Genomic DNA, 12,804 nt, shown 5'->3' on the forward strand with positions numbered 1-12,804 from the left:
CTGCAGCCGCCGGCCGCATGCAGGCCGAACCGGCCGGCATCGGCCAGCGGCTGCAGCAGGGCATGGATGCGCGGTCCGTTGGCGCCCATGGTGACGATCTCCAGCGGCGCGTTGTCGCGCATGTGCGCGGCGAAATCGTGCCAGTCCACGCCGCGGTCGTGGCCGCCGACCAGCAGCGCGATGCGCTGCCCGGCAAAGCAGTCCAGCGCAGCCAGCGACGCATGCGGCGTGGTGCTGATCGAGTCGTTGACCCAGCGCACGCCGTCGCGCTCGCCCAGCAGCTGCAGGCGGTTGGGCAGCGGGCGGAAGCCGCGCACCGCCGGTGCCAGCGCCACCGCGTCCAGCCCCAGCGCTTCCAGCGCCGCCAGCACCGCGCACAGGTTGCCGCGGTTGTGGCGCCCCGGCAGCGGCGTGTCGGAGGTATCGAATACCGGCTGCGCGCCGCGGTGCACCACCTCGCCGACCATGTGCCAGCCGGCGGGCTGGTTGAACCACACCACCTGGCTGTGCGGCAGCTGCAGCGCGCGCAGGTGCGCGTCGGCGGCATTGAGCACCGCCACCCGCGGGTGGCCGGCGGTCACCAGCGCCAGCTTGTCGTCGATGTAGCGCTGCTCGCTGCCGTGCCAGTCCAGGTGTTCGGGAAAAATGTTCAGTACGACGGCCACGTCCGGGCGCGCGCCGCTGCGCGCGACCTCGCCGGTCTGGTAGCTGGACAGTTCCACCGCCCAGTACTCCGGCGCCGGCTGCGGGTCGAGCACCTCCAGCAGCGGCAGGCCGATGTTCCCGGCCAGCCCGGTGCGGTGCCCGGCCGCGCGCAGCAGGTGCGCCAGCAGCGATGTGGTGGTGCTCTTGCCCTTGGTGCCGGTCACGCAGACCGTGTCCGGCAGGCGGCCGTCGGCGCGGGCGTGCTCGCTGAACCACAGCGAGGTGCCACCGATGAACTGCGTGCCCCGTGCCTGCGCCTGCAGCGCCTCGGGCGTGTAGGGGCTGATGCCGGGCGACTTGACCACCACGTCGAAGCGCGCCAGGGCCTCGCCGGTGACCGCGCTTTCCACCTGCAGCGCGCCGGCGCTTTCAGCGCACGCGGCGGCGGCTTCGGCCTGCGGGCAGAACAGCGTCAGTGGCAGGCCGGGCAGGCGTTCGCGCAGCGCATGGAAGGCGGCGCGGCCCTCGCGGCCCCACCCCCACAGCGCCACGCGCTTGCCCTCAAGCTGCGAAATCCGCACGCAGGCGCTCCCACAGGGCGGCCGGGATGCGGTGCTCGCCGTCGATGACCAGCTGCGGCTCGAGCTTCAGCTCGTCGGCCGCCAGGGTGGGCTGGATCACGCTGGCGAAGCGCTTGACCAGCACGTCCTCCTTCCATTCCGGGCGCGCCGCCAGCGTTGCCATCGCCGCCCGCGACTCCCGGCCCTCGCCCACGCACTCGAACGGTTTGTGGTCCTGGAACTCCAGCAGCGCGTCGAAACCGCCGGCCTGCTCGCCGTCGTCGAGCAGGTTGCGGCCGAAGATGCGTACCAGCCGGGTCTTGGGCATGAACGGGGCCAACGCCAGGAACACGAAGTGGCACTTCGGGCAGACCCCGCACCAGCGGTTCACCGGACGCTCGCCGAGGATGTGGAAATTGCGGTTGCAGCTGGAGAAATGCGCGTCGTAGTAGTCGGTCCGGGCGAACTGCCGCGCCACCGCCAGCTCCGACAGCGGCCGCAGCAGCGAGTAGTAGTGCAGGTCGGCGGCGACGTGCCGCTGCACGTGCTCGCCAAACGCCTTCTCGAATGCCCAGCCCTTGGACCACTGGTGGTTGACCTCGCCGGTGCCGGCGATCTGGCTGCCGTAGCTGGCCGAGCGTTCGTTGGAGAACACCACCTGGTCCACGCCCTGCGCCAGCGCCGCCAGCACCATGATCGCCGAGTTCACCGCGGTCACCGGGATATGCCCGTTCCACGCGCCCTGGCGGTTGAGTTCGAACAGCTCCGGCGCCAGCGTGCGGCCGATGTTGAGCATCGGCAGGCCGGTGCGCTCGGCACAGGCGCGGATCAGCTGCGAACCGCCGATCCAGGTGACGGTCGCGGCGACGCCGGCATGGCGCAGCGCCTCGATGCTGACCAGCGAATCCTTGCCGCCGCCGATGGCGACCAGCGCGTGTTCGCGCAGGCCCAGCGGCTGCGCCGCCGGTTCGGCCTGCGCCTCCACCGGCAGCCGGAACCGGCCGCGCAGGTTCAGGCCGTTGCGGTAGGCGAACTCGCCCAGGCCGTTGAGATAGACCGTTTCCACCAGCGCTGCGGTTGCGGCGTCGATGGCGTAGCTGTCGATGGCCACCTGCGCCGGCACCGCCGCCTTGTAGTAGCTCACGCCGGCGATCAGGTGCAGCAGGCGCAACGCGCGCTGCACCGCCGCCGCGCGCGCACCGTCCAGGTGGAACGGCGCGCCCGGCACGGTGACGGTTTCGGTCATCTCCGGGCCGTCGTCGAAGGCGTAAACCAGTTGCGCCACGCCGGTGTCCGCGGCGAAGTCGCAGCGGACGAAACGGAAGCGGGTAACCTGGTCTTTGTCGAAAGCTGTCATGGCGTATCCGGAATCAAGCGGGGTGCCGCGTGGGGCGCGAGGCCGGCGCGGCGGAACGAAAGGGGATGCGGGGCATGCCGGTCAACGCGCATCGTCGATGATGTCCTCGTGCGGCAGCGCGCGGTGGTTGTAGCGGCTGGCCATGCTGAAGCCGTAGGCGCCGGCGTCGGCGATCAGCATGACGTCGTCCGGGGCGGTGGTGGCCGGCAGCTTGACCCGCTGCGCGAACACGTCGCTGGATTCGCAGATCGGGCCGACCACGCTGAAATCGAGATCGCGCGCGTCGTCCAGCCGCGACAGGTTGGCGATGTCGTGCCAGGCGTCGTACAGCGCCGGGCGCAGCAGCGCGTTCATGCCCGCGTCCAGGCCGACACGGCGCACGCCGTCCTTCTCAACCACCTGGGTGGCATGGGCCAGCAGTACGCCGGCCTCGGCGACCAGGAAGCGCCCCGGCTCGACCGCCAGCTGGAACGCCGGGTGCACCGCCTTGACCTCGGCCAGGCCGGCGGCCCAGGCATCCAGGTCGAACGGCTCGTCGTCGTCGCTGTACGGCACCGGCAGGCCGCCGCCGATGTCGAGAATCTCCACGCTGCCGATGCGGCGCGCGAAACCGGCCAGTTCGTCGACCACCTGCTTCCAGTGGCCGCTGCTCTCCACGCCGCTGCCCAGGTGCGCGTGGATGCCGGTCACGCGCACGCCGATGCCACGCGCCACGTCCATGAATTCGTCCACCCGCTGTGCCGACAGGCCGAACTTGGCTTCCTTGCCGCCGGTGTTGACCTTGCGGTGGTGGCCGTCGCCATGGCCCAGGTCGATGCGCAGCCACAGCACGCGGTCGCGGAACACCCCGGGCCAGCGCCGCAGCAGCTCGACGTTGTCGACGGTGACGTTGACGCCGCGCGCCAGTGCCGCGGCGTACTCGCCGATCGGGGCGAAGCTGGGGGTGAACAACACCCGCGACGGCGCCAGTTCCGGCAGCGCCTCGAACACGTGCTCGACCTCGCCCAGCGAGACGCACTCCAGGCCGAAGCCTTCCGCGGCCAGCGCGCGCAGGATGGCCGGATGCGGGTTGGCCTTGATCGCGTAGTAGCGCCGGTCCAGCGCCGCCACGGCCTGCAGCTGGCGCGCACGCGCGCGTACCGTCGGCAGGTGGTAGACGTAGCGCGGCGTGCCCTGCGCGGCCAGTTCCAGCAGTTGCGCGCGCGACTGCGGCGCGCGCCACCACGGCGTCGGGCGCGGGCGCACGCTGCCGGTGATCTCGCGCCAGCGCGGGCCGAACACCTGCTCCTCGTAGACCGGCATGGCACCGCTTTCGATCAGTTCGTCGTGCAGGATCGGCAGCAGGCCGTCGGCGTCGGCCTCGTCGATCACGAAGGTCAGGTTCAGGTCGTTGGACGACTGCGAGATCATGTGCACGCGCTCCTTGCCGAACGTGGCCCACACGTCCGAGAGCTTGTACAGCAGCGAGCGCATGCCGCGGCCGACCAGGGTGATCGCCGCGCACGGCACGATCACCTTGACCTTGCAGATCTGCGACAGGTCGGCCGACAACGCCGCCAGCACGTCGGTACTGACCAGGTTCTCGGACGGATCCAGCGAGACGGTGACGTTGGTCTCGGCCGAGCCGATCAGGTCCACCGACAGGCCGTGCCTGCGGAACAGGTCGAACACGTCGGCGAGGAAGCCGACCTGCTGCCACATGCCGATGCCTTCCATCGACACCAGCACGATGCCGTTGCGGCGGCTGATCGCCTTGACTCCCGGGACCGGCTCGGCGCTGCCGTCGATGCTGGTACCGGGCATGTGCGGACGCTCGGTATCGAGGATCGCCATCGGCACGCCGGCGTCGCGGCACGGCTTGATCGAGCGCGGGTGCAGCACCTTGGCGCCGGTGGTGGCGATTTCCTGAGCCTCGTAATAGTCCAGCCGGGTCAGCAGGCGCGCATCGGGCACGTCCTTCGGGTTGGCGCTGAACATGCCCGGCACGTCAGTCCAGATCTCCACCCGGCTGGCGCCCAGCAGCGCGCCGAAGTACGCGGCCGAGGTGTCCGAGCCGCCGCGGCCGAGGATCGCCGTGCCGCCGTCGCCGTGGCGGGCGATGAAGCCCTGGGTGATCAGCATGCGCGGGGGCTGGGCCGCGAAGCGCTGCCGGAAACCGGCGTCGCCCTGCCACTGGCAGTTCACCGACAGCCGCTGCGACCAGGCGCTCTGGTTCGGCGCCGGCGGCTGCGCGTGCAGCCACTGCCGGGCGTCCATCCAGCCGAAATCCAGGCCATTGCCATGCAGGTAGGCCGCGCCGATGGTGGAGGACAGCAGTTCGCCCTGGCCCAGCACCTCGGCCTGCCAGTCCAGCGGGCGCTGCGCCGCGCGCGGGTCGTCGAGCAGCGCCTGCAGCGCCGCCAGCCGCGCGGCCAGCACCTCCTCGCCCAGTTCCAGCTCGGCCAGGAATGCGTTGTGGCGGGCGACCAGCGCGGCCACCCGCTCGCGGCTGTCGGCGGCGCCATCGGCGATCGCGGTCAGCTCATTGGTCACGCCCGACAGCGCGGACACCACCACCAGCACGCGGCCACCGGTCTCGTCCGCACGTTTTTTCGCCAGTTCCCCGATCGTGTTCCAACGATGACGACGCGACACCGAGGTGCCACCGAACTTGAGGACGATCCAGCGATCGACGAGGGGGGAAGAGGACATTGGCGTGGGGGTTCACGGTGGGGAAAGACCCGACTGGCGGGCGGAACCGTCGATTCTATAGCCATGCCCCGCCCTGCGCCGCCGGTTGCGGGCCACGGCATTGCACCGGCGCCGGTCCCGGCGTGCGCGGGTGGCATGCCGCGACCGGCCGGGTGCTCGCGATGCGGGCGCGCCCGCCCTATGCTGGCCGGCCCCGTACCGGCCGTAACCATGAACGCACGCCGCTATCTGCAACTGGATGTCTTCGCCGCGCGCCCGGGCGCCGGCAACCCGCTGGGCGTCGTACTCGATGCCGAGGGCCTGGACGATGCCGCCATGCAGGCCATCGCCGCCTGGCTGAACCTGTCCGAGACGGTCTTCTTCCTGCCGCCGGAAGCCGGTGCCGACTACCGTATCCGCATCTTCACCCCGAAGATGGAACTGCCCTTCGCCGGCCACCCCAGCGTCGGCGCGGCCTGGGCGGCGGTGGAGTACGGCCTGGCCACCCCCGACGACCAGGGCAGTCTGCTCCAGCAGTGTGCCGCCGGCCTGCTGCCGGTGCGCGTGCACGGCGGTGGCCGTTTCCGCCTGCTGCACGTGCGCAGCCCGCGCGCGCAGCACCGCGACCTGGCCGCGCCGCCATTGCCGCCCGGGCTGGCCGCGCTGGCGCATCCGGACGCGGCACCGGCACTGTGGAACAACGGCCCGGACTGGTGGCTGCTGGAGGCCGGCGACGAAGCCGCGCTGCGCCGCTACCGGCCGGAACTGGCGGCCATCGCCGCCCTGCCCGGCAACGGCAAGCTGGCCGTGTTCGCCGCCGCGGCGCGGCCGGATGTCGGCTACCAGTACGTGGTGCGCGCCTTCGCCCCCGGCGTCGGTATCGACGAGGATCCGGTGACCGGCAGCGCCAACGCGCTGGTCGCCGCGCACCTGCTGGCGCAGGGCCGGCTCGGGCCGGGGCAGCAGTACCGCGCCAGCCAGGGCCGTGAGCGCGGCCGCAACGGCGAGGTCCACGTGCAGCTGGACGCCGAGGGCCATGTCTGGATCGGCGGCGAAGTGCAGCCGGTCATCGACGGCCGCCTCGACTGGTAACCCCTTCACAACGGAAACACCGCATGACCACCCGCCGCTTCCTGCAACTGGACGTCTTCGCCCCGCGCCCCGGTACCGGCAACCCGCTGGCCGTGGTGCTCGACGCCGATGGCCTGGACGATGCCGCCATGCAGGCCATCGCCCGCTGGACCCGCCTGCCCGAGACCACCTTCGTGTTCCCGCCCACCACGCCGGGCAGCAGCTACCGCATCCGCATGTTCGCGCCGCAGAAGGAAGTGCCTTTCGCCGGCCACCCCAGCGTCGGCAGCGCCCACGCGGTACTGGAGTGCGGCCTGGCCACGCCGGTCGACGGCCTGCTGGTGCAGGACGGCATCGCCGGCCAGCTGCCGCTGCGGGTGGACACGATCGACGGTGTCCGCCGCATCGCCATCCGCACCCCGCGCGCGTCGGTGATGGACGTCGTGGATGCCACCGATGCGCGGCTGCGCCCGGCCATCGCCGGCTGGCCGCTGGGCACGCTGCCGCCGGTGCTGATGGACGGCGGCCGCCGCTGGTGGCTGGTGGAGCTGGCCGACGAGGCCACGCTACGTGCCCTGGCCCCGGACTGGGACGCCATCGCCACCCTGGCCGAAGCCACGGGCGCGATGGGCGTGTTCGCCTACGCCCGCAGCCATGGCCAGCCGCACGACCTGGCGGTGCGCGCCTTCGTCGGCAACGGCCGTCGCTTCGAGGACGCCGCCTCCGGCGCCGCCAATGCGGTGCTCGCCGCGTGGCTGGACGAACGCGGCGCGCTGCCCGGCCATGGCGGCCGCTACAGCGCCAGCCAGGGCCGCGAAGTCGGCCACGACGCGCTGCTGGAACTGCGTGTCGACGAACACTGCGACGTGTGGTCCGGTGGACAGGTGCAGACGGTGATCCGCGGAACCATCGACTGGTAGTCCGGTCGAACCGGCACACCCCGGGCGGATCGTCCCCATGCGTCGATGGATGCTGCTGTTGTCCCTGCTCGTCGCCGGCATGCAGGTACCTGCGGGTGCCATGCAGCCGGCAGCCCCGCAACGCGTGCTGTTCGTCGGCAACAGCCTGACCTATGTCGGCAACCTGCCGGCCACGTTCGCCGCGCTGGCCAATGCCAACGACCAGCGCGTGCACAGCGCGATGATCGTCCAGGGCGGCGCCACGCTCGAACAGCGGGTGGCCGACGGCAGCGTGCGGCAGGCACTGGCCAGCTACCGGCCGGCGGTGCTGGTGCTGCAGGAACGCGGCGGCGAGCTGCTCTGTGGCGCCGGCGAGGCTGCCTGCCAGGCGTCCCGGCAGGCCGTGCAGGCACTTGCCGCGGCGGGCCGCCAATCCGGCGCACGGGTACTGCTGCTGGGCAGCTACCAGGCCCATCCCCGCGCGTCGGCGGCGATTGTCGAAGCCGAACGCGCCGCCGCCCTGCAGGCCGGCATCGGCTACGTGGAGATTTCCGAAAGCCTGCGCCGGCTTTCCACCGAGGCCGGCGCGCTCGCCTGGTACCACGCGGACGGCATGCATCCCGGGCCGGCACTGACCCTGCTCGATGCCATGCAGCTGTACCGGGCGCTGTTCGGCGTGCCGCCCGCGCGTGGCTTCGAGGTCGCCGCCCCGGTCTACGCCGTCCGCAGCGGGCTGCATGCCGAACTGCGCGATGCCGATGCACCCGCCCCGCTGCCGGCGGCGACGGCGCAGGGCACCCGTTACACCGACGCACTCGTCATGCAGCTCAATGCGCTGCTCGATGGCGAGCGCAGATGATCCAGGGCCAGCAGGCACGGCGCCAGGCCGGCCACCGTGACGGCAACGCGGTCACGGCGGGCACCGTCCGCGCCGGCGCCCTCAGCGCGAAGCGCGCAGCGCCTGCTGTTCGACCAGCGTGAGCGCGACGTTGTCGCGCAGGTAAGCCGGCTGTACAAGCTCCGGGGCGATGCCCTCGCCGCGGGCGAAGGCCGGCACGGCCATCTTCAACACGTCCGATGCGCGCGGCAGCGCCTGCGCATCGACCGACGCCAGGCGGGCCTGCAGGCGCGTGGCCAGCAGCCCTTCGGCAGCAGCGAAACCGGTGCCGACACCGGCCCAGCGGCTGCCATCGTCGGGCAGCTGCAGCGCATCCGGGGCAATCACCACTTCCGCGCCCTGTTCGTCCCACAGGCCATCGTCGCGGCGCACGCAGCGCGCGGCATAGACCTCGCCCATGCGCGCATCGATGCTGGCCAGCACGTGGCTGGCGTCGCCGGGTGCCTGCATCGCCAGCACCTGCAACGTGGACACCGGCAGCAGCGGACGGTCCAGCGCCAGGGCGATGCCCTGGGCGATGGCGATGGCCAGGCGCACGCCGGTGAACGCGCCCGGGCCGCGGCCCAGGGCGATGGCGTCCAGCTGCGCGCGGGCGATGCCGGCTTCGGCCAGCAGCTGTTCCGCCCACGGCAGGGTCAGTTCCGCATGCCGGCGCGGCGCGATCCCGAAGCGTTCCAGCACCTGCCCGTCGACATGCAGGGCGACGGAACAGGCTTCGGTGGCGGTTTCCAGGGCGAGCAGCTTCATGGGGTCACATCGGGATCGGGAAGGGACGGCATGGCGGTTTCCATGCCCGGCGCGTCGGCATCGGGCTGCCATTGTCGCGCAAAGAACGCCTGCACATCGGCCAGTTCGCGGGTGCGGCGGAACGGCGGCAGCGAATCCAGGAACACGCGCCCGTAGCCACGGCTGAGCAGGCGCGGATCGCACAGCACCAGCACGCCGCGGTCGCTCTCGCTGCGGATCAACCGGCCCACGCCCTGCTTGAGCGCGATCACCGCCTGCGGCAGCTGTTCGTCGCGGAACGGGTTGCCGCCGGCGCGGCGGATCGCGTCCAGCCGGGCCTCGTACACCGGGTCGTCCGGCGCGGCGAAGGGCAGCTTGTCGATCACCACCACGCTCAGCGCATCGCCGGCCACGTCCACGCCTTCGCGGAAACTGGCCGAGCCCAGCAGCACGCCGTTGCCCGACTCGCGGAAGCGCTGCAGCAGGCTGGCGCGCGGCGCCTCGCCCTGCACGAACAGCGGCCACGGCCCGCCGCGCAGCGCATCGGCGGCCTCGCGCAGCGCACGGTGCGAGGCGAACAGCAGGAACGCACGGCCCTGCGAGGCGTCCAGCACCGGGCGCAGGGTGGCGATCAGCGCGGCGCCGAAGCCGCGCGCGGCCGGGTCTGGCAACTGCTGCGGCAGGTAGCACAGCGCCTGCACCGGCCAGTCGAACGGGCTGGGCTGGACCAGGGTGTGCGGATCGTCCAGCCCCAGGCGCGCGGCCAGGTGGTCGAAGTCGCCATCGACGGTCAGCGTGGCCGAGGTGAACACCCAGGCCGCGTGCGAGCGCTGGCGGTGTTCGCGCAGCGGCCCGGATACGTCCAGCGGGGTGCGCTGGCAGCGGAAGCCGCGCGGCGTCAGTTCGTACCACAGCACGTCGTTGCCGGCGGCGGCCACGTCGGCGTCATCGCTTTCGAAATCGGGCAGCGGCGCATCCTCGCCCAGCCAGCGCGCCAGCCGCGCCGCACCTTCGAGCGCGCGTGCGTGGCACGCATCCAGCCCCGGCGACGCCTCGCGCAGCACGGCCAGCGCGTCGCGCAGCTGGGCCAGCGCCGCGGCCAGCACGTCGAAGCCTTCCGCCACGTCGGGCGCCGCCAGCGCACGCCACCGGGTGCCGCGCGGCGGCAACGATTCCATCGCCGCGCGCAGTTGCCGCAACGCCATTTCCAGCGTCGCCACCGGCTGCTGCAGCACTGGCTGCGCACCGGCCACGCCGCGGCACTCGGCCAGGCAGTCGCGCGCCAGCTCCTGCCACGGGCGCATGCCGAATCCCTCGCCGAAGAAGCCGGCCGCCAGCTCCGGCAACTGGTGCGCCTCGTCGATCACGAACGCCTGCGCGCCCGGCAGGATCTCGCCGAAGCCCTCCTGCTTGAGCGCCAGGTCGGCCAGCAGCAGGTGGTGGTTGACCACCACCAGGTCGGCTTCCTGCGCGCGTTGCCGCGCCTGCACCACGAAGCACTCGCTCCAGAACGGGCAGTCGCTGCCCAGGCAGTTGTCGACGGTGGAGGTGACCATCGGCAGCAGCGGCGAGTCGTCGGCCAGCCCGTCGAGCTCGGCGACATCGCCAAAGCGGGTGCGCCCGGCCCAGGCGACGATGCGCTGGAACTGCGCGGCCTGCTCGGGCGAGGCGAAGCGCGGTTCGCCGCGCGCCTGGTCCAGCCGGTAGCGGCACAGGTAGTTGGCGCGGCCCTTGAGCAGTGCGCTGCGGAGGCCGACCCCGAGCGCGGCGCGCACCCGCGGCAGGTCGCGGTGGTAGAGCTGGTCCTGCAGCGCGCGGGTACCGGTGCTGACGATGGTCTTCAGCCCGGACAGCAGCGCCGGCACCAGGTAGGCGAAGGTCTTGCCGGTACCGGTGCCGGCCTCGGCCAGCAGCACGTCGCGCTGCTGGAAGGCATCGGCGATGGCCTCGGCCAGCCGCAGCTGCGCCGCACGCGGGGTGAAGGCGTCCAGTTGCCGGGCGAGCGCGCCGTCGGCGCTGAGGGCTTCACGGCTGGCGGTGGCTAGCGACATCGGCGTGCGCGCATCGGGGCCGGGGCGGCCCCGCCGTCAATAGCGCTTGATTCCCGGCACGGTGCAGCCTTCGATCTGCGCATGCGCCGACGCGGCGTTTTCCTTCTCCACCCGCGCCAGATGGGTCTGCTCGATGGTGGCCCAGTGGCGACGGCACAGCGGGCCGGTACGCGAGCCGAGCGCGACCGCCTTGCGCGCCAGCGTCTCGGCGCGGCCCCAGTCGCCCTGCAGCAGCGCGATCTCGGCGCGTTCCTGCAGGATCGCCGGGTCGTCCTCGACCAGCAGCAACGCCTGGTTCAGCGCGTCGGCGGCGCCGGCCAGGTCGCCGGCCTCGCGACGTTCGGCGGCGATCTGGCGCAGGTCGTCCACCTGCGGGTCGCGCAGCGGCTGCACCGTCACTTCCTTGTCGTCGGCACCGGCGGCGGCCTGTACCGCGGCCATGCGCTGGGCGGGCGTGGTCGTATCGACCGGTGCGGGCGGCGGCGCAGGCGTGCTGGTGCAGGCGGCCAGGGCCAGGGAAACGGCCAGGACGGCCAGTGCGCGGTGGATCGGGAGCGTGTGGTTCATGCCGCCATTATCGCGCAGGCGCGTCTGAAGGCGTGCTTGACGCCGCCGCCGGCTCCTTGCGGTCCAGCCCGAACCAGCTGCGCCAGCCACCGCTTTCCTGGGTCTCCTCTTCCGGCACCGCCTGCGGCGCACAGGGCGCGTAGGCCGGGGCGAAGCCGGCCACGAACGGCAGCCGGCGTGCGCCCGGGCAGCCTTCGTCGGTGCTGTTGTTGCCCTCGGCGGCCACGTACTGCCAGTCCAGTCCCTTGCTGTTCACCCGCAGCGGCCGGCTCGGCAGGTTGCGGAAGATGCCCGACCACACCCGCATCGCGCCGGTGGCGCCGAACAGGCCGGCCTGCTCGTTCTGGTCGTTGCCCATCCACACCACTGCCAGGTGGTCGCCGGTGTAGCCGGCGTACCAGCTGTCGCGGCCGTCGTTGGTGGTGCCGGTCTTGCCGGCCGGCTGCAGCCGGCCCAGGCCGTCGGCGTTGAGCCCGGACGCGGTACCGCTGGACACCACCTGCTGCAGCGCCACGCTGATCAGGTTGGCGGCGATGGAGTCGCCTTCCTGCGCCGGCGCCGGGGTCTTGTCGTAGCGCTTGAGCAGCGTGCCCTGGGCATCGACCACCCCGCGCACGGCGTGCAGCGGCTGGATCTCGCCGCCCGACGCCAGGAACTGGTACAGCTGCGCCATGCCGTAGGGACTCTGGTCGGTGGAGCCCAGGATCACCGCCGGGTTGGCCTCGGCCTTGAGCCCGGCCAGCACGTGGATCAGCTGGGTGATGCGCTCGGGCCCGACCTGCATGCCGACCCGCACCGTGGCCTGGTTGTAGGAGCGGGCCAGCGCGTCGATCAGGCGCACCGTGCCGTGGCTGCGGTTGTCGGCGTTGCCCGGGGTCCAGTTGCGCCCGCGGCTGAGCTGTACGGTGACCGGGGTGTCCTCGACCCAGGTCGCCAGCGACCAGCGGTCCGGCTGTGCCAGCGCCAGCAGGTACACGAACGGCTTGAGCAGCGAACCGACCGGCCGCTGCGCGTCGATGGCGCGGTTGAAGCCCGGTTCGGCGACATCGCGGCTGCCGACCACCGCCAGCACGTCGCCGTTGTGCACGTCGGTCAGCACCAGCCCCGCCTGCAGCTCGGGGCGGCGCTTGCTCTCCAGCGACTTGACCGTATGCGCCACCGCGCCTTCGGCATAGGCCTGGGCCGAGGGCGACATGCCGGTGAGGACGTTGAGGCCCGCGCCCTGCAGGGTGCTTTCCGGGTAGTCATGGCCGAGCTGGCGCCGCACCAGGTCGATATAGGCCGGGAAGCGGTTGGCCGCCACCAGCCCCGGCACCTTCGGCACCCCCAGCGGCGCCTTCAGCGCGCGCTGGTACTCGGC

The 12,804-nt window shown here is 72.3% G+C and carries 10 protein-coding genes; 3 read left to right on the top strand and 7 right to left on the bottom strand.

Going from position 1 to position 12,804, the window contains the following annotated elements; genetic code table 11:
* The 3 genes from murD to ABB33_RS17080 form a co-directional block, all read right to left on the bottom strand.
* Positions 1-1,226, bottom strand: a 1,226-nt coding sequence (murD, locus tag ABB33_RS17070) for a UDP-N-acetylmuramoyl-L-alanine--D-glutamate ligase (protein WP_056932889.1), incomplete at its 3' end; no start/stop codon positions are given.
* Positions 1,207-2,562 (bottom strand): UDP-N-acetyl-alpha-D-muramoyl-L-alanyl-L-glutamate epimerase, encoded by a 1,356-nt coding sequence (gene murL, locus ABB33_RS17075; protein ID WP_056932890.1) that lies wholly within the window; start codon positions 2,560-2,562, stop codon positions 1,207-1,209. The genes murL and murD, both read right to left, overlap by 20 nt.
* Before the next feature lie 81 nt (positions 2,563-2,643).
* Positions 2,644-5,253, bottom strand: coding sequence for a bifunctional aspartate kinase/diaminopimelate decarboxylase (locus ABB33_RS17080; protein WP_054663989.1), 2,610 nt, complete (start codon positions 5,251-5,253; stop codon positions 2,644-2,646).
* Positions 5,254-5,463: 210 nt separating this feature from the next.
* On the opposite strand from ABB33_RS17080, the gene ABB33_RS17085 reads away from it, so the two are divergent.
* The 3 genes from ABB33_RS17085 to ABB33_RS17095 are packed head-to-tail and all read left to right on the top strand — an operon-like array spanning position 5,464 to position 8,061.
* On the top strand, positions 5,464-6,324 hold the full coding sequence (locus tag ABB33_RS17085; protein ID WP_056932896.1) for a PhzF family phenazine biosynthesis protein: 861 nt from the start codon (positions 5,464-5,466) through the stop codon (positions 6,322-6,324).
* Positions 6,325-6,347: 23 nt separating this feature from the next.
* A complete protein-coding gene (locus tag ABB33_RS17090; protein ID WP_056932891.1) occupies positions 6,348-7,223 on the top strand; it encodes a PhzF family phenazine biosynthesis protein in 876 nt (291 codons plus the stop codon).
* A gap of 37 nt (positions 7,224-7,260) precedes the next feature.
* A complete protein-coding gene (locus tag ABB33_RS17095; protein WP_152985148.1) occupies positions 7,261-8,061 on the top strand; it encodes an SGNH/GDSL hydrolase family protein in 801 nt (266 codons plus the stop codon).
* Positions 8,062-8,142: 81 nt separating this feature from the next.
* Here ABB33_RS17095 and tsaB read toward each other — a convergent pair whose 3' ends face one another.
* The 4 genes from tsaB to ABB33_RS17115 all read right to left on the bottom strand — a co-directional run.
* The gene (tsaB, locus tag ABB33_RS17100; RefSeq protein ID WP_056932893.1) at positions 8,143-8,847 is read right to left on the bottom strand and encodes a tRNA (adenosine(37)-N6)-threonylcarbamoyltransferase complex dimerization subunit type 1 TsaB; all 705 of its coding nucleotides are present in this window, start codon (positions 8,845-8,847) and stop codon (positions 8,143-8,145) included.
* A complete protein-coding gene (gene yoaA / locus ABB33_RS17105) occupies positions 8,844-10,877 on the bottom strand; it encodes a DNA repair helicase YoaA (protein WP_056932894.1) in 2,034 nt (677 codons plus the stop codon). Before yoaA ends, tsaB begins: the two co-directional genes overlap by 4 nt.
* Positions 10,878-10,913: 36 nt before the next feature.
* A complete protein-coding gene (locus tag ABB33_RS17110) occupies positions 10,914-11,444 on the bottom strand; it encodes a hypothetical protein (RefSeq protein WP_056932895.1) in 531 nt (176 codons plus the stop codon).
* A gap of 7 nt (positions 11,445-11,451) precedes the next feature.
* A partial coding sequence (locus tag ABB33_RS17115) for a penicillin-binding transpeptidase domain-containing protein (protein ID WP_248842463.1) occupies positions 11,452-12,804 on the bottom strand: 1,353 nt, incomplete at its 5' end.

Source organism: Stenotrophomonas acidaminiphila (genome assembly GCF_001431595.1).
GTDB lineage: Bacteria > Pseudomonadota > Gammaproteobacteria > Xanthomonadales > Xanthomonadaceae > Stenotrophomonas > Stenotrophomonas acidaminiphila.